Here is a 23,662-nt window from a genome sequence, read left to right on the forward strand (position 1 = left end):
GGGGCGTGCCCACCCGAACCACCTGAATAATTTCAATATTCGACATCAAAAATCCATGGGAGGAGACAAGATGAAGACTTTTGCAAAAATGGCAGCGGCCGCCGTAGTGGCATCCGTTGTAGCCGGAGCGGCGATGGCCGAGGGCCTCTATACGCCGAACCTCAGCTACCGGACCGGCCCTTTTGCGGCGACTGGTATTCCACTGATGAACGGCCAGAAAGACTATATGGCGATGCTGAACGCCCGTGATGGCGGCGTCGGTGGCGTAGCGATCGACTTTGAGGAATGCGAAACCGGCTATTCCACCGAAAAAGGCGTTGAGTGCTACGAAAAAACCAAAGGCAAAGCGATTGTAACGCAGCCTTGGTCGACCGGTATCACCTTGCAGGTGCTGCCAAAAACCAATGTTGACATGATCCCTATCCTGGCTCCGGGCTATGGTTTCTCGCCAATGATGGACGGCAAAACCTTCCAGTGGGCGTTTAACATGCCATCGGGTTACTGGGATGGTGCGGACATGATCCTGCAGTATCTGCAGTCTCAGGGCGACCTGAAGGGTAAGAAAGTTGCCTTCCTGCACCTTGACCACCCTTATGGCAAAGAGCCTCTCCCACTGCTGGAAGCCAAAGCCGAAACAATGGGTTACGAGCTTCTTCCGATCCCTGTTGGTCTGAAAGAAATGCAGAACCAGTCGGCTCAGTGGTTGCAAATCCGCCGCGAGCGTCCTGACTATGTTGTCATGTGGGGCTGGGGCGCGATGAACGCCGGTGCCATCACCGAAGCGGTTAAAACCAAGTTCGACATGTCGAAAATGGTTGGCGTTTGGTGGTCTGGTCACGATGCTGATCTGGCAATCGTTGGCGACAAAGGCAAAGGCTACAAATCGATCAGCTGGTCCTTCCCTGATGCCGCATCCGGCGTTATGGCCGACATCAAGAAACACGTTGTAGACGCCGGCCTGTCCGAGTCCAACGAAACCGAGATGAACGGCGTGTTCTACGGTCGTGGTCTGGTTATGTCGATGATCTTGGCCGAAGGCATCAAGGTCGCTCAGGACAAGTATGGTGCAGCCGAAATCAACGCAGAACAGCTGCGCTGGGGTCTGGAAAACATCAACATCACCGAAGAGCGTCTGGCCGAGCTGGGCATGTCCGGCATGGTTCCTGCCTTCTCGACATCCTGCGCCAACCACACCGGTCACTCCGGTGGTTGGATGCTGGAATGGGACGGTGCAAAGTTTGTCAAAGTGTCTGATCACTTGGCACCTGACACCGCCGCTTATGTCGATATCGCAAACGCAAAGGCCGCTGAATATGCCGAAGCCAATGCGCCTTGGGCTGTGAACGAAGAGTGCGAAGGCTAATCCGCCTTTTCATCTCCAGCGGCGGCATCGCCCGCCGCTGGAACCCGCGATTTTTGCAAGAGAAGATGCCGCTATGCTAGACGCCGCAAAGACCGACGAGACCCTTCTTGAGGTCAACAATATCGAGGTGATCTACAACCACGTGATCCTCGTTCTCAAGGGCGTAAGCCTGAACGTTAAAAAGGGCGGTATCACCGCGCTGCTCGGCGGCAATGGCGCCGGCAAAACCACCACGCTCAAGGCGATTTCGAACCTGCTGCATTCTGAACGCGGCGAAGTCACCAAAGGCTCGATCATCTACAAAGGCGAAGGTGTTCAGGATCTGGACCCGGCGCAATTGGTGAAACGCGGTGTTATTCAGGTGATGGAAGGTCGTCACTGTTTTGAACACCTGACCGTCGAAGAAAATCTTTTGACCGGGGCCTATACCCGCAAGGCCAGCAAAGGCGAAATCGATGCCGATTTGCAGATGGTCTATGACTATTTCCCACGTCTCAAGGAACGCCGCCGCTCGCAGGCTGGCTATACCTCGGGTGGGGAACAGCAGATGGTTGCGATTGGCCGCGCGCTGATGTCACGGCCAGAAACCGTTTTGCTTGATGAACCGTCGATGGGTCTTGCGCCGCAGCTTGTGGAACAGATTTTTGAGATCGTGAAATCGGTGAACGAGAATGAGGGCGTGTCCTTCCTCTTGGCCGAACAGAACACCAACGTCGCGCTAAAATATGCGCACTATGGCTATATTCTTGAAAATGGCCGTGTCGTGATGGATGGCGTTGCCGCGGATTTGCGTGAAAACCCAGACGTCAAAGAATTCTACCTCGGCGTGTCCGATGACGGGCGCAAAAGCTTCCGTGATGTGCGGTCGTACCGTCGTCGCAAGCGGTGGTTGGCATAACGCCAGCTGCTTTTCCAACACCCACATGACGAAGAAACCCAAAGGGAGATCAAGCGTGTTCCGACGCTCTCAGTTCAGCTATGCGCGCAAGGGCCTCGTCCCTGGTGTTGCGAATGTTAGGGCGAAAGTCCTGACTTTCGGCGCGCATGCGAATGTCGGCTTCGGTCTCGCTTCCGGGGGCGAAGCGGACCGACCCAAGCGAATGCGCTTTGTTCAAAAGCTTGCCCCGATGGGCAAATCGTACCCATGCACCGGGTTCGATGGTGCAATTCTCGTAGTTGATCAGGAAGAACCACTTGTCCTGTCCACTATCGCCAATCCGCGCCTCGATGTGATCGTAAAAGTCATCGACGTCCCGCGAATGGTAGAAGGTGAAGTTGGAAAAATCCGCCTCGGTGACCGAGGTCGCTCGATCAAAACTAAGACGCGAAACAAGCTCATCCGTGCCGTAGTTCGACAGGTTTCCCGAGCCGCCCCCCCGGCGCGAGGGCAGCTTTTTCAACCGGGCGATGGCCTCTTCGCGGCAGTTGAACAAGTTGGGATCAAAGTGATCGGTTTGGGCGGCGCTGGCGACACGGGCTGCGGTTTCACTGGACGCGTCAAACCGCACGGTTCCCATACTATGCGCCAAATTCAACGCCTTGCCCCGCGTCGCATAGGCCGGCCAAGCGATTGGATCGATCTGCAATCCATGCAAGTTGACCAGAAAAAACCAGTAGCGGTGCCCGGATGCGGCAATGCTATCTTCGATAAAATCATAGAACCGATTGGTGGTGACACTGTTGCAGAAGTGGAAGTCGGAAAAGTCCGCCTCCAGGGTTTGCAACTCGTCATGAAACCTCAATCGGTTGGCAAAATCATCGGTCATGCTCGGGTCTTTCTCGCTGCACAGTTGCGGCACGTTAGACGACAGACGTTAGCAAGACCTTGTCTTTCAAATTCTCATCAAAGTGACAGACGGAGGGTGGCATGAGCACCTATTTCGACGCTTTTGAAACCCGCAGCCAGGACGCGCGTGACGCCGCCCAGCTGGAAGGTCTGAACGCTCAATTGGCCCGCAACGGGATGGATCCGGTCAACAGCCTTGCTGATCTGGCTGGGCTGCCGGTGTTGCGCAAATCCGATCTGGTGGCGCGCCAAAAGGAACAGCCGCCCTTTGGCGGTCTGCCGGTTTCCAACCTCGCGCATGTGTTCCAAAGCCCCGGCCCGATCTATGAACCCGGCGGGGTAAGCCACGATTGGTGGCGGATGGGGCGGTTCCTGCATGCCTGTGGCATCGGTCAGGGCGATATCGTCCAAAACTGTTTTGGCTATCATCTCACGCCTGCGGGCATGATTTTTGAAAGCGGCGCGCGCGCGGTGGGGGCCGCTGTGTTGCCTGCGGGAATCGGGCAAACCGAACTGCAGGCCCGCGCCGCCCATGATGTGGGTGTTACGGCTTATGCTGGCACGCCGGACTATCTCAAGATCATTCTTGAGAAGGCTGACGAGCTTGGGCTTGAGCTTAAAATCACCCGCGCAGCCGTTGGCGGTGGCGCTCTCTTCCCGTCACTGCGACAGTATTATGCCGACCGCGGTATCGACTGTTTGCAGTGTTATGCCACCGCCGATCTTGGCAATATCGCCTATGAAAGCCCCGCGATGGAGGGGATGATTGTCGATGAAAACGTCATCGTCGAAATCGTTACCCCCGGCACCGGTGACCCGGTTGCGCCCGGTGACGTCGGCGAAGTGGTTGTGACCACTTTGAACCCCGACTACCCGTTGATCCGTTTTGCGACCGGTGATTTGTCGGCGGTGATGGATGGGCCAAGCCCCTGTGGCCGCACCAATATGCGGATCAAGGGCTGGATGGGGCGCGCCGATCAGACCACCAAGATCAAAGGCATGTTTGTGCGTCCCGAACAGGTCGCCCAGCTTGTTGCCAAACATGATGACATCGCCCGCGCCCGCGTCGTTGCCTCTCGCGAGGGGGAAATGGACGTCATGACCGTGCGAATCGAAACCGCCGCTGATGATGTCGCGGCGTTTGAAAAGTCGGTGGCCGAGCTTTTGAAGCTCAAAGGCCGCGTCGAACTGGTTGAAATCGGCGGATTGCCGCGCGATGGGCTGGTGATCGAGGATGCGCGCTCCTACGACTAACATTCTGTCTTGCCCCATGTCTGACCACCGTTAGGCTTGGGGCAGGAGGACTGTTATGCGTAATTCCTTTATTCCATTTTTAACTGCTTTATTGACGACGACCGGTGTCGCGCAGGCGGCTGGCGACGCCCTTGTGATTGGCAATAGCCAATATGACACCATTCAAACCCTCTTTGGCGCGGATCGTATGGATGTCGCCGCCGAGGCGCTTCGCAACAAGGGGCTTGATGTCACCGAGCTGCAGGATGCGTCATCTGATGAGATGCGGATCGGATTTGCCGATTTTCTGAAAGAGCTCGATGAAACCGATAGCCCGGTGGTGATACTGCTTGCGGGGGCGATTGTGCATGGGGCTGCCGGGGCGTATTTGCTGCCGGTTGGTGACCAAGACGGTGCGACACCGGCTCAGGTTTTGACACGGGCCTTTCCAATTGACGCGGCGCTGACGGTTCTGGGGCAATATCCGGGACGTGGGTTTTTGGTGATTGGCGAAACGCCAGTTGATATCGATCTGGGTTCCTATCTGACGCCGGGGGCCGGGCGGCTTGACCTGCCATCTGGTGTGACTGCCATTCGTGGGTCGGCCTCTGATATTGTCAGCTTTGCCTCCAAAGAGCTAACCAACGCCGATACGCCGATCTTAACGGCGGCCAATGATTACGGGCTTGATGTCTCGGGCTATATTCCGCGCGATCTTGTCTTGCTGCGCGAGACCGAGGTCGTAGCCCCCGTTGCCCCGCCCAAACCCAAGGTTGACCCGGATGCCGATGTCGCCGCTTGGGAAAACGCCCAGCGTCTGGACAATGCCAAGGGCTATCAGGCTTATCTCGATAGCTTTGCCGAAGGGGCCTTTGCCTCGGCGGCGAAACAACGGCTCAAGGCAATAGAAACCGAACCGTTCTACAAACAACGGCGCGCTGAAGAATCGCTTGGTTTGAACCGTGATGAGCGGCGCAAGATTCAGCGGGACCTGACCATTCTTGATTTCAATCCGCGCGGCATCGACGGGATTTTCGGCCCCGGATCGCGCAAGGCGATTGGCCGTTGGCAGGAATCTGTGGGTGAGGCCCCAAGCACCTATATCACCCGTCCGCAAATTGAACGCTTGGCCGGAGCAGCGGGGAAACGCGCCGAAGAGCTTGAGGCAGAGGCCATCAAGCGCCGCGTCACGCAAGACAAGGCCGACCATGCCCTATGGTCCAAGGTCATGGATCAAGGCACCGAAGTCTCGATCCGCCAATATCTAACCAAATACCCAGATGGTCTGCATGCGGCCGAGGCGCGCAAGCTTTTGCGGGTGATCGAAAAACAACGCGGCGGCGGCGCTGCGGCGGCGGATCAACGTGCGTGGAACGATGCACGCGAGGCTGACACGGTGGCGGCGCTTAATAGGTATCTAAAAGATCGCCCCGGCGGTGCCTTTGCCGCCGAGGCCAAGGCCCGGATTAGCGAGCTGCAGCGCAATGCCAAGCTTGAACGCGACCGACAGGCGGCGTTGTCCGAAGAACAGGCGCTTGGCCTGAATTCCGTGGCGCGCAAACTGGCAGAATCCCGGCTTGCTAACCTCAAAATGAACCCTGGCCCAGTGGATGGGAAATTTGACAAACGCACCCGCGATGCCATCCGCCGTTACCAAAAGGCGCATAGTTTACGGGTCTCAGGATTTCTGGATGAGCAAACAGTGGTTCAGCTTTTGGCCGGAACACTGCTTGGAAGGTAAGATACCAAACATTCCTGTTGGCGACGCCCAAAATGGTCCAACTCGCTTGAAATGAAGGCCCTTTGCAGTGTTGCAAAGGCCCGCTTTGAGACCAAAGTCACTGATGCTGCAGGCTCGTCGAATGGCTGGATAGGTGACAGGTCCTTGTCGGTTTGAAGCCGAATGCCCTCGCATTTTGGATTACCGCCGCTTAGTTAGTCCCAATAGCATGAGGTGGCGGGCGTGACCGAAAATCCAATCAGTCGAAGCAGGCTCGAAGGGCTTGATCTAGCGCGTTATCTCGCATTTGTCGGCATGGTTATCGTCAATTTCAAGATCGCCATGGGCGCGGAGGGCGAGCAAGGTTTGCTCGGCTTTCTGACATCCTCACTTGAAGGGCGCGCTGCAGCGACATTCGTTGTGCTCGCAGGAATAGGGCTGGGCCTGGCGGCGCGCAAGAGGCTGACCCAAACGGTCGGTGTCACGATAAGGAGGGCCGCGTTTTTGTTGGTTCTTGGCCTTCTGAACATGACGATTTTTGAGGCCGATATCCTGCACTACTACGCATTCTATTTCCTGTTTGGTGTGTTGCTTTTGGCTCTTTCCAACCGATGGTTGATTGTAGTGATGCTTGGGTTAAATCTCGCGTTTGTCGCAATGATCCTAACTCTGGATTATGATGCTGGCTGGAACTGGGATGACTATACCTACGCTGGATTTTGGACCCCAACTGGCTTTGTGCGGAACCTGTTTTTCAATGGCTGGCACCCGGTTATCCCGTGGCTGGGTTTTTTGCTTTTTGGCGTGGTCTTGAGCCGTCAGGCTCTTTCAGAACGCCGCATGCAATGGATGCTCCTCATAGTGGGATTCCTGACGCTTGCAGCGACCCAAGCCTTGAGCGCCTATTTGACGAGTATTGCCGCTGCGGTTGATATGGAACTCGTGGACCTCGTGAGTACCGAACCGGTCCCGCCGATGCCACTTTACTTTCTCGCGGGGGTTGGAGCCTCTTGTGCGATTGTGGGCGTCTGTCTTCTTGTTGAGAACGCATTGAAGAAGGCGGGTGTCCTCGATGTTCTGATACCTGCCGGGCGACAGACCCTGACGCTTTACATCGCCCATATCCTGATTGGCATGGGGACATTGGAAGCCATTGGGTTGCTTGGAGAACAAACGTTGAGCCAATCGGTTTTGGCGTCGGTGGCGTTTTGTGCAGCAGCTACAGTCTACGCGTTCTTTTGGGCCAAGGCATTCAAGCGAGGTCCAATAGAAGCGCTTATGCGGAAGCTCGCAGGCTGAAGTAAGCAGCCGTTCGTGCTGCTCCAAAAAACGGCAGCAAAGTCCGCACTCCGGACGTTGTCTGAAAATGCCGAGGGTAGGTGTTGGGCTTTAACGTCCCCTAAAAGCATAAAAAGATTTGCTGACCGCGGTAGAACCTTGTGCCTAAGCATGCGGGTGCGACCGCAAACAATCCAAATATGCAAAAGAAAAACCGCAGACGCGAGCCTGCGGTTTTATCACTGTCCCGAAATCGGGGTGTCCGTCAAACTGACCGGGGCTTAACCCTGGCGAGCTTTAAACCGGCGCTGCGTCTTATTGATGACGTATACGCGGCCCTTACGGCGCACAACGCGGCAGTCGCGGTGGCGCTTTTTGAGCGAACGGAGCGAGTTTGCGACCTTCATGATGGTCTCTCCTCTATCGCGGCGCGCGAGCGCCAGTGTTGCTGCAACCTTGTGGTCCGCTACGAACCAAAAGGCGGTGAATTCCATGGTGGGCGATACTGGGATCGAACCAGTGACCCCTTCGATGTCAACGAAGTGCTCTACCGCTGAGCTAATCACCCATATGGCCTTCGCGAATTTCGTTGCCCCGAAATAAAACGGGGCGCGGATCACCGCGCCGGTTCCGGGTCTATAAAAGGAGTCGGAACTGGGATCAAGGGCTTTTGATAGAGGTTTTTTTCAGGCTATGTTGTTTCCAAAGGAAGACGTGATGCCCAGCACTTCATATCACTTGCATTTACCGGACGCTTTTACCTCATGCGTTGTATTTGCCTCGCCCCATAGTGGCCGTGATTACCCGTGGTCGTTCCTACGGGGCACGGTTTTGGACGATCACACCATACGATCTTCCGAGGATGCCTTTGTAGATAGGCTCTTTGACTGTGTTCCCCAGTTTGGTGCGGCATTTTTGCGCGCCGGTGCCCCACGGGCCTATGTCGATCTCAATCGCGCCTGTGATGAGCTTGATCCGGCCCTGATCGAAGGGGTGAGCAAGCGCAGCCATAATCCGCGCATTGCCTCGGGTCTTGGGGTTGTGCCGCGCGTTGTGTCCAATGGGCGTGCGATTTATCGCGGTAAACTCCCGATGTCCGAGGCCGAACGCCGAATCACCCGGATCTGGCACCCCTATCATGCCAAGCTTGCGGACCTGCTGTCGCAATCGCGCACACAGTTTGGCAGTTCGATCCTCATTGATTGCCATTCCATGCCCCACGAAGCGGTGCGCAACAGCAAAGGCCAGTCACCGGAAATCGTGATCGGCGATCGGTTCGGGGCCTCGGCCTCGTCTGACATCGTTAATCAGGTTGAGGCGGCTTTTGAGCGGACGGGGTTGCGGGTGGCACGCAATGCGCCCTTTGCCGGGGCCTATATTGCCCAGCATTATGGCCGCCCGTCGCAAAACCAACATGCGATTCAGATTGAAATTGATCGCTCGGTCTACATGGATGAGCGCGCAGTGCGTCCCAACAAAAATTTTCACCAGTTTCGCAAACTTCTGCGGGGCGTGGTGGCTGAATTGGCGGCGATCGGTCCGCGTGACGCGGGCCGAATGGCGGCGGAGTAACCCGTTAGTTCAACACCCGATCAAGCGCCTCATCCAAGGGGGCCGGATCGGCAATCTGCAACCGCACCGGAACCACCAAAACCTTGGGGCGAAAGTCTGGCGGCAATCGCACCGCGTCTTTTTCGGTGGTGATAAGCTGCGCGCCCAATAGTTTGGCCTCGGTTTCAAGCCGGGACAGCAGCGCGGGTGATAGCGGTTGATGATCAGCCAGGGCTTCGGCGCGTTTTAAATCCGCCCCAAGGCTGCGTAATGTCGCAAAGAATTTTTCCGGATGCCCGATCCCGGCAAAGGCCAGCGTCGGCAGATCGGTCCAATCCATCCCAGTTTGCAATGGTTCAAGCTTGCCGGTCAGATGCGGTACGGTGAGGGCGGGTGCCCAAGTCTTGGCAAAGCGGGACTGGGCTGCATCCGGTCCAATCGACAAAACAAAATCGGCGCGCGCCAATCCGGCGCTGATCGGTTCGCGCAAGGGGCCGGCGGGCAAGCACCGCCCATTGGCAAAGCCAACCACGGCATCCACGGTGACCACGGTCAAATCCTTGGCCACGCTAGGGTTTTGCAACCCGTCATCCAATACGATCACCTGCGCTCCGGCGTCTTGGGCGGCGCGGGCCCCGGCGGCGCGGTCTTTGGCCACCCATGTCCGGGTAAAGGCCGCGATCAAAAGCGGCTCATCGCCGGTTTGTTCGGCTGTGTGACTGCGTGGGTCGACTTCAACCGGGCCGCTGAGCGATCCGCCATAGCCGCGCGTGACCACATGCACCGAAAGCCCTCGGTCGATCAGCCGTTGGACCAAGGCAATGACGGTCGGGGTTTTGCCGGTGCCACCCGCGTTGATATTGCCGACGCATATCACCGGAATATCGGCCTGAAACTCAGGGGCTTGGGCCACGCGACGTGCCGTGGCGCGCGCAGTCAAGACCGCCAAGGGAGCGAGAAGCCGCGCCCGCAAGGCCGGGGCGTCGGGCGGTGTGAGCCAAAAACGGGGCGGGCGCATCAGTGCTCTCCTGTGTGATCAAGATGAGCGCATATCTCAGACAAGACGGCATCGACAAGGGCCGCGCCAGATGACACCAGATCCCAACCGGCATGGGCCATAACGGCGGCTTGATCAGGGGCCACCAGATGCGACACAGCCGCCGCAAGACTATCGGCGTCGCGCACAATCCGCGCCGCGCCGGCATCAACCAGACGCGAATAGGCGTCGACATGTTTGCCAACATTGGGGCCATACAAGATCGCAGCCCCCAAGGCGGCGGCCAAATACGGGTCTTGCCCGCCGTGCCCATTGGCCAAGGACCCGCCCAGAAATACCAAGGGGGCGAGGCGATACCAAAGGCCCAGCTCTTCAGGGCCTTCGGCTATCAAAACCTGTGTATGTTCATCTGGGGTTTCGCCCTGATCCCACTGACACACCCGCAATTGCAGGGCTTCGGCCTCGGTGATCATCCGCGGGGCGTCGCCTTCATTGGCGGGCACGAGAATGAGCAACAACCGATGTGCAAGGCGGGATGAGATGCGGTGGGCGCGCAAAACATCGCTCGCCTCGTCCCCGTTTAGGTGAGCCGCGAGCCAGACGGGACGCCCAGACAACAGGCCTGCCAATTTTTCGTGCTGTTGGTCATCACAAGTGGGGGGCGGATCATTGTCGATCAACGGCCCCTTTTTGCGCAGCTGAGAACGATCAATACCAAGACGGCGCAAGCGTCGATTTGCGTCGGAGTTCACGGTGTAAAAACTATCAAATAGGGCCAAGGTGGCTGGGCTTGGGTCGGGCATCCAACGTGGGGCAGGGGTTTGCCACAACCGATCCTGAGCATCGAGCGCAATGAGATGCGCGTTATGTTGTTCCAAGGCGTCTAACAAAGCAGGCCTAAGCGTTCGTCCGGCCCAAAGCACCACATCAGGCCGCAGCCGTTTGGCAAAGGCGTCGCATTCCGGAACCGTCTCAGCAGGGAGCGGAACCGGTACCAAATCGGCGCGCTCGGGCATCCGACCGGACACTAAAACCGTGATCTCAGGTCTTAATCCACGCAAGCGCGCGCAAAGGCTTGCCAGCGCGCGGCCCTGTTCGTGGGTCTCGGCATAGGCCCAAACAACCGGACCGTCGGGACGGCCGGGCAGGGGGGCGGTTTTGGGTGTTGCGCCGCCGCGCGCATAGGCCAAATAGGCGGCAAGCGATAACGCGCGGCGCGACACAGGGCTTAACCCAGTTCCTCAGTGGAGGATGCAGATTGTTCTTCGTCCCGCAGGCGGTGCAGATGTGCAATGAAATAACGCATATGGGCATTGTCGACCGTGCGCTGAGCGGCGGCTTTCCAGGCGTTAAAGGCCGCTTCATAATTTGGGAAAATGCCGACAATGTCGATCTCGTCGATGTTGCGGAAAACGGTGGTCGACGGGTCGGTCAATTCGCCGCCAAAAACAAGGTGGAGCCGTTGCATGGAAATCCTTCCGGGCTGTTGGGTCGGTTCCGGTTTCGGGCCGGAGTCTGTGCGGGTGTTCGCGGTTGCAGCAAGCCTAGAGGATGCACCGTCAGGGTCAAGCCGAAGGCGGGTGCGTTACTCACGAGCGCCACCTCTAGGGGAATGCCCGATTCTGCCTTAAGGTCAGTAAATATTTGCGGGACGTATTTGCATGAGGACTTTTTGATGAGACTGCCTATCTGGGCTTTGCCGGCGTTGCTTTGCGCCTGTGGCCATGTGGATCAAACCAAAGTTGCCCCCGGTGAATTTGAGGGGCAGGCGGTGGTTGTCTGGGTCGGATCGGGTGCCAATAGCGGCTATGGCGACGGGAGTTTCATCTATGTGCCCATTCCGGGCGCCGAACTAAGCTTTGTCCGCAACCCCAAAGCCAACCCATCGCCGGGCACCGAAGTCATCACGCCAGAGGCGTTTTATACCGATGGCGGCTCGGTTCCACGCGGGGCGCAAAACCTTCCGGGGTTCAACGCATGGGCCTATGGTCCGGCCTATGTCATCCACGATTGGGCCTTTGTGGCGCGCAAATGCCTAAACGACGAAGGCAGCGTGCCGGATGATTTGATCACCGAGGAAATGCGCAACATCCGCAACATGACCTTTGTCGAAAGTGCCTATTTGATGGCGGAAACCATTGAGACGCTGGCGCTGGAACATGGCTCTGATGATGTGTCCAAGCGGGTTGTGCCGTCTTTCACCGCCGGGGCGGTGACCCATGCGCTTTGGCAAAAGAAAGGGGTTTGTGAGGATCAACACCTAAGCCCCGAACATCGTGAGATTGTTGATCAGATTCAGGCCGAGCGCAGCACCATCGCCCCCGAGGCTTTGGTTTTGGCACCGCGCGGACGTGCCTTGCCAACGGTGGCTCCAAGCGTGGCGGCACCATTGCCCTATACTGTGATTAGCGTGATTGCGCCCGGCGGGTAGGCTTAGAAATCCAAGCCCAGATCAAGGGTTCGGGCGGAATGGGTCAGCGCGCCAGATGAAATGTAATCAACGCCGGTTGCAGCGATCGAGGCAATGCGATCAAGGGTGACATTGCCGCTTGCCTCGGTCGTCATGCGGCCACCGACCATGGCCACAGCCTCGCGCAGCATGTCGTTATCCATGTTGTCCAACAACACAACCGACGCGCCGCCAACCTCAAGAACCTCGGCCAGTTGCTCCAACGTGTCGACCTCAATCTCCACCGCCATCATGTGGCTGGCATGGGCTTTGGTGGCCTCAAGAACCGCACGCACGCCCCCAGCGGCGGCAATGTGGTTGTCCTTGATCAGAATCGCATCCGAGAGCGAATAGCGGTGATTAAACCCACCACCATGCAGCACCGCCAGCTTTTCAACCAAACGCAGGCCCGGCGTGGTTTTGCGGGTGCAGGTGATGCGGGCGTCGGTGCCCGTGGCCCGTTCAACAAACCCGGCGGTTTTGGTGGCGATCCCGGTCAGACGCCCAGCAAAATTCAACGCCACCCGTTCGCCCGAGAGGATCGAGGCGGCAGAGCCTTTGATCGTCATCAAAGTATCGCCCTTTTTGCAGGGTTGACCGTCGCCAATATGGGTGACGATCTGCAAATCCGGATCAACCAACCGAAAGGCAATTGCCGCCACTTGCATGCCCGAAACAACACCGTCTTCGCGGGCATTCAAACGGGCATCATAACGCGTGTCCGCCGGGATCACGGCGCGGGTGGTCACGTCGCCATAGCTGCCGAGATCTTCCATAAGGGCATTGCGGATCATTGGTTCTAGAACCAGATCGGGAACGGTGGCAAAGCTCATGTCATGTCCTTTGATACCTGCGCTCGAAGGGCGAGTGCCTGAGATAGATAAACCTGTGATCGTTGGCCCGGCCCCGGTTTTGGCTCGGGGAAATCGTCGCGCTCATGGGCGCCGCGGCTTTCTTCACGGGTTAGCGCACCGGCGGCGATCAAGGTGGCAGTGGCGCACATATTTAAGAACGACGGGCTGTTGCCATGGGCGTTTTCCAACCTGTCAATCACACGTAGCGCCTCGCGAAGCCCGGTCGCGTTGCGCACCACGCCCACATGTGAGGTCATGGTCTCGCGCAATGTGGCTACGGCTTCGGGATTAGGGGCCATTCCGCCCTTTTCAAAGGTGATCGAGACCGGATCGGCCGAGGTGTTCGCCACCGTATCGGCGATGCCTTCGGCACAAATGCGGGCGTAAACCAAGGCCTCAAGCAACCCGTTTGACGCCAAACGGTTCGCGCCGTGCAACCCGGTTGATGACGCCTCGCCACAGACCCAAAGCCCGTCCAACGTCGCGCGGCCCTGCATGTCGGTGGCAATGCCGCCCATGTGGTAATGCGCGGCGGCGGCCACCGGGATCGGGTCAATCGCCGGGTCAATGCCATTGCGGGCGCAGGCCTCGGCCACGGCTGGAAATTGGTCTTTGATCGCTTCGCCAAGCACCTCGCGGGTGTCGAGCATCGGGCGATTTCCCATCTGGCTTTGGGCAAAAATTCCACGGGCGACGACGTCGCGCGGGGCCAGTTCGGCGTCGGGATGCAGGGCTTGCATAAACCGCTCGCCGTTTTTGTTGATCAAAACCGCGCCTTCACCGCGCAGGGCTTCGGTCGCCAAGGGGGCCGGGTCTTCGCCGACATCCATCGCCGTGGGGTGGAACTGTACAAATTCCGCGTCCGAAATCAACGCCCCGGCGCGGGCCGCCATGCCAATCACCTGACCGCGAATGCGCGGTGGGTTGGTTGTCAGCGCGAACAATCCGCCCGAGCCACCACCGGCCAGCAAGACCGCCGCACCACGAAGCATCACAGGTTTGGATCGCGTCGATGACGCGTCTTGAATGGCCACACCGGTGACCCGGTCGCCGTCTGTTTCAAGGTCGACCGCCATAGTGCCTTCGAGCACTTGGATAGACGGTGTTTTACGCACTTGGTCAATCAAAGCGGCCATGATTTCGGCCCCGGCCTGATCGCCTTTGACCCGCACCACGCGGGCAAAACTATGCGCCGCCTCGCGCGATAGAACATAGCCGCCGTCCTTGGTGCGATCAAAGGGCGTGCCAAGCGTGGTCAGATCCAGAATGTAATCGCGGGCCTCGCGGGTCACCAGATCGGCCACCAAAGGGTCAACCGTTCCGGCCCCGGCGTTAACCGTGTCGCGCGCATGGTTGTCGGGGCTGTCCGAGGCATCCATTGCCGCCGCCACGCCGCCCTGCGCCCAGGCCGAGCTTGCGCCTTCGCCCAACGTCTCGGGCGAGATCATCACCACCGGGCGCGGGGCGAGTTTCAGCGCCGCATAAAGCGCGCCAAGCCCTGCGCCAATGATGACGATCCGGTCGGTCGAGATGGTTTTCATGACGTGCTTAAAGGCCCAGTTTGCGCGACAAATCAATCATGCGCTGAACGCTAAGCCGGGCTTTGTCAGCCACCTGTGCGTCGACTTCGACCTGATTTTCCATTGTGTGCAGCACCCAAAGCACCTTTTCCAAGGTGATTTTCTTCATATAGGGGCACATGTTGCAAGGGCCGACAAAATCCACCTCAGGAAGTTCATCGGCAATGTTTGACGCCATCGAACATTCGGTGATCAGCATGGCTTTTTCAGGCTTTTCCTCATGCACGTATTTCAAAATACCGCTGGTCGAGCCGCTGAAATCGGCCTCGGCCACCACATCGGGTGGGCATTCTGGGTGCGCAATCAGCCGCGTGCCGGGGTTCCACTCGCGGAAATCCCGAAGGTCTTTGGCGGTGTATTGTTCATGCACAATGCAAGAACCCGGCCAATACACCACGTTCTTAAAACTCTCGTTTGCGACGTTCTGGGCCAGATATTGGTCCGGCGTCATGATAACCGTGTCGCTTTCCATCGCGTTGACGATCTGCACGGCGTTTGAGCTTGTGCAGCAGATGTCAGAGGCGGCTTTAACCTCGGCGGTGGTGTTCACATAGGACACCACCGGCGCGCCGGGGTATTTGGCGCGCATCTCTTCGATACCTTCGGCCGTGATGCTTTCGGCCAGCGAACAACCTGCCTGCATATCCGGCATGAGCACGGTTTTGGACGGGCTGAGGATTTTGGAGGTTTCGGCCATGAAATGCACACCGGCCTGCACAATCACATCGGCTTCGACGTCTTGGGCTTTCATTGCCAATTGCAGGCTGTCGCCAACAAAATCGGACACGCCGTGAAAGATTTCGGGCGTCATATAGTTGTGGCCCAAGATCACCGCGTTGCTCTCTTTCTTGAGCGCATTGATGGCTTTGACATAGGGGGCATAGATGGCCCAGTCGGGGGGGGCCACAACCCGGTCCATACGTGCATAAATGTCCTGCATCGACGCCGCCAATTCGGGCGACGGAGTCAGGTCATAATGCTCTGAAAGGGTGGTGCGAACATGCGTAAGATCTAGCAACGGCTGGTCTCCGAGTGTTGGATTGCGCATCTGTTACAGAGTTATGACAGGAAATCCCACCCCCTGCGCCATGTCGCGGGGAAACTTGGTGCGATATGACGCAAAACCGTGAAAAACCCGCGTTTTTCAGACCAAACGGTCAAGAAATGCCGCGTGTAATGTGGGGTTTGCGCCCAAAACACCGTCGGTTTGCGGTACTGGATTGTTGAATTTCAACGCCGCACCGCGACGGTCTGTGACGCGTGCGCCCGCTTCGGACATAATAAGCGCCCCGGCGGCGATGTCCCATTCCCAACTTGGTCGAAAGGTAAACATGGCATCAAAACGTCCCTCGGCCACTAGGCTAAGCCGATAGGCCAAAGATGGGCGGTGGTGGCGGGTCAGATCGGGAATGCCGTTTGGCCAAAACCGCGCCTCAAGGCTTGGCTTGGTGGCCAAGACGTTTGACCCATCAGGGGCCTGCGTCCGGCTCACCCCAATCGGGGTGCTGTTGAGCCGCGCGCCTTGACCCAAAGAGGCACTATAAAGCCGCTCAAGCATCGGTAAATAGACCACGGCCGCCACGGGGATGCCTTCCTCGACAATTGCCAGCGAATGCGACCATGTGCGTCCGCCTTCGATGAACGAGCGGGTGCCATCAATCGGATCAACAATGATCACCCGCTTTTTGGCCTGTCGGGCGCTGTCATCGGGGCTTTCTTCTGAGAGCCAACCGTAGTCGGGGCGCGCGTTGCGCAAACGATCCTCAAGCAAGCGGTTGACCGCCAAATCGGCATCGGTGACCGGCCCGGCATTGTCTTCTTTGTGCTGAATGTCCAACTCACCGCCGACAAAACTCCGGGCCAGTTCCCCGGCCTCGCGGGCGGTTTCGGTCAATAAGGTTAGGTCACTCGCCGGCAAGGGTCATTCCTTCGACCAAAAGTGATGGCACCACATAGGTGAGCCATGGGCGCGCGTCATTGGCCGGGATAATCGACCCCAACATGTCGCGCAGATTGCCCGCGATGGTCACACCCGACACCGGATAGGCGGGTTCGCCGTTCTCGATCCAAATGCCTGCGGCCCCGCGCGAATAATCCCCGGTGTTGGGGTTGATGGTTGATCCGATCATCGACGTCACCAAAAGGCCGGTGCCCATTTGCGCCATCAACTCGGCCTGTGTCGCGCTGCCTTGGGTCAATTCAAGGTTCCAAGACGCCGGTGAAACCCCACCCGACACGCTGCGCGCGGCATTCCCGGTTGAGCTCAGGCCAAGCTTGCGCGCATTGGCCAAATCAAGCGTCCAACCGGTCAAGGTGCCATCGTCAACGATCTTGCGCACTCGGGTTGGCAGACCTTCGGCATCAAAGGGGCGCGACGCGGTTTTGCGGGGCCGGTGCGGGTTTTCAACAAGGTCGATCCCCTTGGGGAGCACCTGAGTTTCCGCATGTCCAAGCAACCATGACGATCCACGCGCAATGGCGCTGCCGTTGGCGGCCCCCATGAGGTGGCCAATCAAAGACGACGAAATCCGTTCGTCAAACAACACCGGATAGGCCCCGGTTTTGGGCTTTTGCGGGTTCATCCGTGCCAAGGCCCGGGTGGCGGCGGTTAGCCCGATCTCTTCGGGGCTGCGCAATTCCGATTGAAACACCCGGCCATCGCCGTCGTAGTCGCGTTCCATCGTAAGGCCTTCGCCCGCAATCGCAACACAGGACACCGACCGGGATGTGCGCCGATAGGCACCTGAAAACCCGTTAGACGCCGAAATTGCCACATCGGTTGACCCATATCCGGCGGAGGCCGATTGCACCTGGGTGATCCCCGCTTGCGCCGCGGCGGTGGCTTCGGCGCGCTGGGCATCATCCTGAAGTGCCTCGGGCGCGGGTTCGGCGCTTGGATCGTGCAATTCTAGCACCTCGATGTCCCAATCCGTGGCCAATTGCGAGGGGTCGGCGATCCCGGCATGGGGGTCTTCGGGGGCTTCTTGGGCCATGGCAACGGCGCGTTCCGCCATGGTTTGCAAGGTTTCAGGCCGGGTATCCGAGGCCGAAACGATCGCGCTACGCTGACCGACAAACACCCGCAATCCGATGTCTTGGCCTTCCGAACGCTCCGCCTGTTCCAGCTTGCCATCGCGCACGTCGATGCTAATCGAAGTGCCACTTAGGGCAATGGCATCGGCGCTATCTGCACCGGCTTTCTTGGCGGCACCCAGCAAAGCCTGAGTGAGGTCGAGAGGGGAGGCGGGCATCTGGTGATCCTCGTTCAAAAAGGGGCTGTTTGTTAATTGGTGGCGGGTACCGACACGCCGACAATCGGCCCCATCCGTCGCCCGGTATCGGACCGGCCAAGCTGGGGCGCATAGAGGCGCGAGACATTGCCATCCAGAAACAGCGCATTGGGTGTTTTGAGTTTGTCGCGGAAAAGCTCTGCGAATTCGTAAAAAGTGACGGCATTGTCCGAAATGACAAAAACCGCGCGTGTGCCCTTGTCCGACGTGCCAACCCCGTTGCGGATATAGCGCGAGGTGCTGGTTTTCAAAAACCTTGGATGCATCTCGCCGTCAATGACCAACATCGGCCCCGATTGCGTGGCATGTTGGCAGCCCGGTTTGCGGGCAAGATAGGCGCGGGTTTCGATCACATCGGCGCGCCCCGAACGCAGGCACAAAATTCCATTCGGCAAGAGACCAAAGTTGCCCGGACTTGCCCCGGACAAAACCCGCATCTCTTGGTCGCCGTTTTCAAGGTAGTGGCCAACCGGGCTGCGATCTTCGTGATACATGCCCGCGTTCATCGCAAAGACCAATTGCCGCCCCAGCCCGCGCAGCTTGAGTTGGACGTTTTCAAACGACCCAAGCGGGTTGCCGTCATTGTCGTTCAAAAACAGCCGCAAGGATTCGGTGTCGGGTGACACGGAGCACACCGTGTAGCGGTTGCCCTGATGCTCCATGCGTTCGCACTCCACCGCCGCCGCCGACGTGGCGGAGGTTAGGGCAAGCGCAAGGCCCGCAAGGAAGGAACGCAAGGCGACCATGTTATTTATCCAGATCGCGGCGGACGTCTTCGTTTTCGAACAGACGCCGGGTTTCATCCATCTGATCAAAGGTATCGTCGAGACGAAAGCGCAGCTCGGGCGCGAATTTCAAACTAAGGCCATGGGTGACGGCGCGACGCAGCTCGCCTTTGTTGCGGCGTAGGATGGCGTTCATCTCATCGCCACCTTTGCCGCCAAGCGGGACTACGTAAACCGTTGCAACACGCAGGTCAGGAGACACGCGGACATCCCCAACGGTCAGGTTGAGCCTGTTGAGGTCGGGATCATGGATTTCCCCGCGCAGCAGGGTTTCGGAGAGTTTACGCCGGATCAGTTCCGCAACGCGCAGTTGGCGTTGACGGGGGCCGGTTTGTTCTTTGGATCTGTTTTTTGCCATGTGGTCAGACTTAAGCCCATCGGCCCCCTTTGCCAAGCGGGCCAAGGCAGGTATGCAGGCGAATAACAGCGAATGGAGAAAATACGATGACGCAAGCCCCGGGCGTAGTGGTGACAGGCGTATCTGGCCGGATGGGCCAGATGTTGGTGCGTGAAATTCTGGCGCATGACAAATTGCGGCTGGCAGGCGCGCTTGAGCGCAAGGGGCATGACTGGGTTGGTCGTGACCTTGGCACGGCGATGGGCGGTGCGGAATTGGGCATCGCGGTAAGCGATGATGCGCTAGACACCTTTGCCAAAGCGCAGGCGGTGATTGATTTTACCGCACCTGCGGCGACGGTTGAATTTGCAGCATTGGCGGCACAGGCCCGTGCGGTGCATGTGATTGGCACCACCGGATTGTCAGAGGATGATCTGAAAAAGATCCATGTGGCCGGGCGTCATGCGGTGATTGTGCGCGCCGGCAATATGAGCCTTGGGGTCAATCTATTGACGCAAGTGACCAAGCAGGTCGCTGCGGCCTTGGATGTTGATTGGGATATTGAAATTGTCGAAGCTCATCACAATCGCAAGGTTGATGCGCCCTCTGGCACGGCCTTGATGCTGGGCGAGGCGGCGGCCGAAGGGCGCGGTGTTGATCTTGATGAGGTGTCGGACCGTGGGCGCGATGGTATAACCGGGGCGCGCAAACAGGGCGATATTGGGTTTCACGCCATTCGTGGCGGCGACGTGATTGGCGAACATGAAGTGATTTTTGCCACTGGTGGCGAACGCATCACTTTGAAACACATGGCATCGGATCGTTCGCTTTTTGCGCGGGGGGCGCTAAAGGCCGCGCTTTGGGGGCAAGACAAAGCGCCGGGCGAATATGATATGCTGGATGTGCTTGGCCTCAAGGGCTGAGACCGCTCCTGCGCTCCGAAAGAAGCGCTGCCCACCCGCCCACCCCTGCGCTTCGTTCAGAGCGCAGGAGCTGTGGGTGGATTTGCGATCAAAAGTCGATCACTCAAAAGTCGATCGCTCAAAAATCTATCGCAATGCCCTTTTTCTCCCAATCGCCATAACGGGCCGGGTCAAGCCCATCGCGGCCCCCCAATTCCTTGGGGGCGGCTTTTTCTTTGGCCTCTTGTTCGGTGCGGCGCTCGGCGGCTTCGGCAAGTGCGCGTTGCGCGGCGGGCGGGAGATCATTGGGCGTATCGGACATGGTGCTTTCCTCGGCTTTGTGGCCTTGATATACGGCGCTCCAGCGCAGGGGCAAGGTGACCCTGCCGCGCAGCCACTTAGGAATGCCCATGCCGCAACAGCCCAGCCCAGCCCGCAAAGCCGCCGTCGATCTTTTGGATCAGGTTTTGGACGACGGGCGGCCGTTGTCCGAAAATATCGCGATTATGGAAGGGCTGAGCCCGGCCGATCGCGCCGCCGCGCAACGTTTGGCCACCGAGGTCATGCGCGGGATGGAGCGGGCGGATCGTTTGCTGCAACACCATCTGCGCAAGAAACCAACAACCCGCGTGATGAACATCCTGCGCCTTGGCACCTATGAGCTATGTCACGGTGGCGCGGCCCATGGTGTGGTGAGCGATTGTGTCAACGTCGCCGCCGTCGGCCAGCACACCCAAGGGGCCAAGGGATTGGTCAATGCGGTCTTGCGCAAAATGACCGTGGATGGCGAAGAGGCTTGGAATAAATTGCGGGTGCCGCGCCTGCCAAAATGGCTTCGTGGGCCATTGGTTGAAGCCTGGGGAAGCGAAACCGTTACCGCGATGGAGGCCGCGCATTTCAAAGGGGCCCCGTTGGATTTGACCGCCAAAGGCGATGCCGAGGCGCTCGCCAAACAAGTGGATGGCACATTGTTGCCCACCGGATCGGTGCGTTTGCATGAGGTTGGGCAGGTTTCGGCGCTACCCGGATACGAGACCGGCGATTGGTGGGTGCAGGATGCCGCCGCAGCGCTTCCGGCGAAACTTCTGGGTGATGTAGCGGGTAAAAGCGTGTTGGATATGTGCGCCGCGCCGGGTGGGAAAACCATGCAACTGGCCGCTGCCGGGGCGGATGTCACCGCGCTTGACCTCTCGGCCCAGCGTTTGAAACGGGTGCGCGAGAACCTCAAACGCACCGATCTGAGTGCCGATATGGTGCCCGGCGACGCGCTAGAACACGAAGGCAGCTATGACGCGATTTTGCTCGATGCGCCCTGTTCGGCGACCGGCACCATTCGCCGCCACCCCGATTTGCCGCACTCCCATGTCGGAGAGCGAATCGCTGAACTGATTGGCCTGCAAGAAGCGATGCTTGATCACGCTTGGTCCTTGCTGAAACCCGGCGGTCGGCTGGTTTTTGCCACCTGTAGCCTGATCCCGGACGAGGGCGAGTGCCAGATCGAAGAGGCGCTAAGCCGCCACGACGATATGAGCGTTCTGAAACCTGAGATTGAAGGGATCGACGAGAGCTGGCTCTCGGAAGAGGGCGGTTTGCGCCTTCGTCCCGATTTCTGGCCGGAAATTGGCGGTCTCGACGGGTTTTACATGGCGCTTTTGCAAAAGGGCTGATCTGCCCGCAACGGCAATGTCATTGCGCTGATGACTTTGCCAATAGGCTGCGATATGCTGCCTCTCAAAGAATGGCCCGAAAACGGGTGGCCCTAATATAGGGTGACGAGAGGCAGTGCAGATGGCCAAACGGCAAAGTTGGCGAACCGCGCGGGCGCGCGTGATGAACCGTGTGCATGCGCGCATGGCCGGTCGAACGCGTGCGGCGACCGCCTTTGTGTCCAACCCCGAACCTAGAACCGTTGGCTTTTTCGCCCGTGGCCGCCAGATGATGGCCGGAAATTTGATGTTTGCGGGGCATCTGATCGAGGCCAAGGATCAGATGATTTGGGATATAACACCGCCCGATCATGCGTTTTCCGATGAAATTCAGGGCTTTGCCTGGCTTGATGATTTGGCCGCGGTTGGTGACCTTAAGGCGCGGGAACTGGCGCAATCTTGGCTTTGGGGCTGGATCGAACATTATGGCACCGGGCAGGGGCCGGGCTGGACCCCGGAACTCACCGGGCGGCGGTTGATCCGTTGGGTGCATCACGCCTTGTTCTTGCTGCGCGGCAAATCCGTTGATTCCGAAAGCTATTTTCACGCCTTGGCCGTACAAGCGCGGTTTTTGGGGCGTCGTTGGCACACTGCCACCCCCGGTTTGCCGCGATTTGAGGCGCTGACCGGGCTTTTGTACGCGGGTCTGTCGCTTGAGGGGATGGAGCATCATGTCGAACCGGCACGGGTGGCGCTGGGCGAAGAATGCACCCGTCAAATTGATGACCAGGGCGGCATCCCAACCCGCAACCCCGAGGAATTGCTTGAGGTTTTCACCCTGTTGACCTGGGCGCAATTGGCGCTTGATGAGGCGGGCAAACATCCGGCTCAAGCCCATCTTGAGGCTATCGCCCAAATTGCCCCAACCCTGCGCACCCTACGCCATGCCGATGGAGGTTTGGCCCGGTTTCACGGTGGGGGCAGGGGGCTTGAAGGCCGTCTGGATCAGGCCTTGGCCGCGTCTGGCAATAAGAAACGCCAAGCTGAAGGTTTGGCGATGGGGTTTGCGCGCCTGTCTGGCGGGCGCACCTCGGTGATCATCGACGCCGCGCCACCGCCATCGGGAAGCGCCTCGGCGCATGGTCATGCCTCAACCCTCGCGTTTGAGCTAACTTCCGGGCGTCGGCCGATGATCGTCAGCTGTGGCTCTGGTGGGGGATTTGGTGAAGATTGGCGGCGCGCCGGGCGCGCAACGCTCTCGCATTCCACCCTGTCGTTGCAGGGATACTCCAGCGCCCGTTTGGCGGCTCCGCGTTGGATTGGGGCGGCCAAGCGTGAGTTGCTCGAAGACTTGCCAAACCATGTGCCGGTCCAAATGACCCACCTGCCGGAAAGCTATCGGTTTGAGGGCGGCATGGATGGTTATGTGGCTATTCACGGGCTTACCCACGCCCGCAGTCTTGAGCTGACTTTAGACGGGCGAACGCTCAAGGGCGAAGATTACCTTGTGGCGCTTGATTCGCCCTCCAAGAAGCGGTTCGACAAATCCATGGACCAATCGCGCCTTGCCGGTATTCCCTTTGATGTTAGATTCCATTTGCACCCCGAGGTCGACGTGGCCCTCGATTTGAACGGTCAAGCGGTGTCTATGGCGCTAAGGTCCGGTGAAATATGGGTTTTTCGCCCCGAAGGCGACTATGATCTTGAATTGGAACCGTCGGTTTACCTTGAAAAAGGTCGCTTACAGCCGCGCGCGACGAAACAGATCGTTTTATCCGGCCGCGCAATGGAGTATGCGACGCGCGTCCGCTGGTCTTTTGCCAAGGCGCAGGAAACTGCCGTTGCCCTTCGCGACCTTGCCATTGATGAGGCGGACATCGAGACATAATAG

General features: G+C 58.5%; 23 protein-coding genes and 1 tRNA gene. 10 read left to right on the forward strand and 14 right to left on the reverse strand.

Annotated features, from left to right (window positions below; translation table 11 throughout):
* The first annotated feature begins 70 nt into the window (after positions 1–70).
* Positions 71–1,363 (forward strand): ABC transporter substrate-binding protein, encoded by a 1,293-nt coding sequence (locus tag Q1A43_RS01500; protein WP_299931887.1) that lies wholly within the window; start codon positions 71–73, stop codon positions 1,361–1,363.
* 73 nt (positions 1,364–1,436) lie between these two features.
* Positions 1,437–2,261: an ABC transporter ATP-binding protein gene (locus tag Q1A43_RS01505; protein ID WP_299929492.1), complete on the forward strand. Its 825-nt coding sequence runs from the start codon at positions 1,437–1,439 to the stop codon at positions 2,259–2,261.
* Positions 2,262–2,310: 49 nt separating this feature from the next.
* Here Q1A43_RS01505 and Q1A43_RS01510 read toward each other — a convergent pair whose 3' ends face one another.
* Complete coding sequence (locus Q1A43_RS01510; protein WP_299931889.1) at positions 2,311–3,129, reverse strand: hypothetical protein; 819 nt, start codon at positions 3,127–3,129, stop codon at positions 2,311–2,313.
* Positions 3,130–3,230: 101 nt separating this feature from the next.
* On the opposite strand from Q1A43_RS01510, the gene Q1A43_RS01515 reads away from it, so the two are divergent.
* From Q1A43_RS01515 to Q1A43_RS01525, 3 genes are all read left to right on the forward strand, one after another.
* Complete coding sequence (locus Q1A43_RS01515) at positions 3,231–4,403, forward strand: phenylacetate--CoA ligase family protein (protein ID WP_299931891.1); 1,173 nt, start codon at positions 3,231–3,233, stop codon at positions 4,401–4,403.
* A 55-nt stretch (positions 4,404–4,458) separates the two neighbouring features.
* A complete protein-coding gene (locus tag Q1A43_RS01520) occupies positions 4,459–6,123 on the forward strand; it encodes a peptidoglycan-binding protein (RefSeq protein ID WP_299931893.1) in 1,665 nt (554 codons plus the stop codon).
* A gap of 222 nt (positions 6,124–6,345) precedes the next feature.
* Positions 6,346–7,401 carry a DUF418 domain-containing protein gene (locus tag Q1A43_RS01525; protein WP_299931895.1) on the forward strand — a complete coding sequence of 352 codons (1,056 nt, stop codon included), beginning with the start codon at positions 6,346–6,348 and terminating at the stop codon, positions 7,399–7,401.
* Between the two features lie 260 nt (positions 7,402–7,661).
* On the opposite strand, the gene ykgO is transcribed toward Q1A43_RS01525, so the two are convergent.
* Together ykgO and Q1A43_RS01530 are read right to left on the reverse strand one after the other, a co-directional pair.
* A complete protein-coding gene (gene ykgO, locus Q1A43_RS22465) occupies positions 7,662–7,874 on the reverse strand; it encodes a type B 50S ribosomal protein L36 (RefSeq protein WP_366944220.1) in 213 nt (70 codons plus the stop codon).
* Positions 7,874–7,948 (reverse strand) — tRNA-Val (locus tag Q1A43_RS01530). The genes ykgO and Q1A43_RS01530 overlap by 1 nt, the downstream gene beginning before the upstream one ends.
* A gap of 149 nt (positions 7,949–8,097) precedes the next feature.
* On the opposite strand from Q1A43_RS01530, the gene Q1A43_RS01535 reads away from it, so the two are divergent.
* Positions 8,098–8,952: an N-formylglutamate amidohydrolase gene (locus Q1A43_RS01535; protein WP_299931897.1), complete on the forward strand. Its 855-nt coding sequence runs from the start codon at positions 8,098–8,100 to the stop codon at positions 8,950–8,952.
* A gap of 4 nt (positions 8,953–8,956) precedes the next feature.
* Here the strand turns inward: Q1A43_RS01535 and lpxK are convergent, their stop codons facing one another.
* The 3 genes from lpxK to Q1A43_RS01550 are packed head-to-tail and all read right to left on the reverse strand — an operon-like array spanning position 8,957 to position 11,396.
* Complete coding sequence (lpxK, locus tag Q1A43_RS01540; protein ID WP_299931899.1) at positions 8,957–9,949, reverse strand: tetraacyldisaccharide 4'-kinase; 993 nt, start codon at positions 9,947–9,949, stop codon at positions 8,957–8,959.
* The gene (locus Q1A43_RS01545) at positions 9,949–11,151 is read right to left on the reverse strand and encodes a glycosyltransferase N-terminal domain-containing protein (RefSeq protein ID WP_299931901.1); all 1,203 of its coding nucleotides are present in this window, start codon (positions 11,149–11,151) and stop codon (positions 9,949–9,951) included. The genes lpxK and Q1A43_RS01545 overlap by 1 nt, the downstream gene beginning before the upstream one ends.
* 5 nt (positions 11,152–11,156) lie before the next feature.
* On the reverse strand, positions 11,157–11,396 hold the full coding sequence (locus Q1A43_RS01550; protein WP_099243209.1) for a DUF4170 domain-containing protein: 240 nt from the start codon (positions 11,394–11,396) through the stop codon (positions 11,157–11,159).
* 207 nt (positions 11,397–11,603) lie between these two features.
* Between Q1A43_RS01550 and Q1A43_RS01555 the strand changes: the two genes are divergently transcribed.
* Positions 11,604–12,359, forward strand: coding sequence for a hypothetical protein (locus Q1A43_RS01555; RefSeq protein WP_299931903.1), 756 nt, complete (start codon positions 11,604–11,606; stop codon positions 12,357–12,359).
* A gap of 2 nt (positions 12,360–12,361) precedes the next feature.
* On the opposite strand, the gene nadC is transcribed toward Q1A43_RS01555, so the two are convergent.
* The 7 genes from nadC to rbfA all read right to left on the reverse strand — a co-directional run bounded on the left by nadC (position 12,362) and on the right by rbfA (position 19,244).
* A complete protein-coding gene (nadC, locus tag Q1A43_RS01560) occupies positions 12,362–13,210 on the reverse strand; it encodes a carboxylating nicotinate-nucleotide diphosphorylase (RefSeq protein ID WP_299931905.1) in 849 nt (282 codons plus the stop codon).
* On the reverse strand, positions 13,207–14,772 hold the full coding sequence (locus tag Q1A43_RS01565) for an L-aspartate oxidase (RefSeq protein ID WP_299931907.1): 1,566 nt from the start codon (positions 14,770–14,772) through the stop codon (positions 13,207–13,209). The genes nadC and Q1A43_RS01565 overlap by 4 nt, the downstream gene beginning before the upstream one ends.
* Positions 14,773–14,779: 7 nt before the next feature.
* Entirely contained in the window at positions 14,780–15,829 is a 1,050-nt protein-coding gene (gene nadA / locus Q1A43_RS01570) for a quinolinate synthase NadA (RefSeq protein ID WP_299931909.1), read from the reverse strand.
* 126 nt (positions 15,830–15,955) lie between these two features.
* Entirely contained in the window at positions 15,956–16,729 is a 774-nt protein-coding gene (locus Q1A43_RS01575) for a 3'(2'),5'-bisphosphate nucleotidase CysQ (protein WP_299931911.1), read from the reverse strand.
* Positions 16,716–18,062, reverse strand: coding sequence for a TldD/PmbA family protein (locus Q1A43_RS01580; protein WP_299931913.1), 1,347 nt, complete (start codon positions 18,060–18,062; stop codon positions 16,716–16,718). The genes Q1A43_RS01575 and Q1A43_RS01580 overlap by 14 nt, the downstream gene beginning before the upstream one ends.
* Positions 18,063–18,094: 32 nt before the next feature.
* Positions 18,095–18,847, reverse strand: coding sequence for a phosphodiester glycosidase family protein (locus Q1A43_RS01585; protein ID WP_299931915.1), 753 nt, complete (start codon positions 18,845–18,847; stop codon positions 18,095–18,097).
* Position 18,848: 1 nt separating this feature from the next.
* Positions 18,849–19,244, reverse strand: a complete 396-nt coding sequence (gene rbfA / locus Q1A43_RS01590; protein WP_299921217.1) for a 30S ribosome-binding factor RbfA — start codon at positions 19,242–19,244, stop codon at positions 18,849–18,851.
* A gap of 86 nt (positions 19,245–19,330) precedes the next feature.
* Between rbfA and dapB the strand changes: the two genes are divergently transcribed.
* Positions 19,331–20,146, forward strand: a complete 816-nt coding sequence (gene dapB, locus Q1A43_RS01595) for a 4-hydroxy-tetrahydrodipicolinate reductase (protein ID WP_299931917.1) — start codon at positions 19,331–19,333, stop codon at positions 20,144–20,146.
* 118 nt (positions 20,147–20,264) lie between these two features.
* On the opposite strand, the gene Q1A43_RS01600 is transcribed toward dapB, so the two are convergent.
* The gene (locus Q1A43_RS01600; protein ID WP_299932524.1) at positions 20,265–20,447 is read right to left on the reverse strand and encodes a DUF1674 domain-containing protein; all 183 of its coding nucleotides are present in this window, start codon (positions 20,445–20,447) and stop codon (positions 20,265–20,267) included.
* An 88-nt stretch (positions 20,448–20,535) separates the two neighbouring features.
* On the opposite strand from Q1A43_RS01600, the gene Q1A43_RS01605 reads away from it, so the two are divergent.
* Both Q1A43_RS01605 and Q1A43_RS01610 read left to right on the forward strand, forming a co-directional pair.
* Positions 20,536–21,792: a transcription antitermination factor NusB gene (locus Q1A43_RS01605; protein WP_299931919.1), complete on the forward strand. Its 1,257-nt coding sequence runs from the start codon at positions 20,536–20,538 to the stop codon at positions 21,790–21,792.
* 121 nt (positions 21,793–21,913) lie between these two features.
* Positions 21,914–23,659, forward strand: a complete 1,746-nt coding sequence (locus Q1A43_RS01610; protein WP_299921212.1) for a heparinase II/III family protein — start codon at positions 21,914–21,916, stop codon at positions 23,657–23,659.
* The last annotated feature ends 3 nt before the right edge of the window (positions 23,660–23,662 follow it).

This window comes from uncultured Pelagimonas sp. (genome assembly GCF_947498515.1).
GTDB lineage: Bacteria > Pseudomonadota > Alphaproteobacteria > Rhodobacterales > Rhodobacteraceae > Pelagimonas.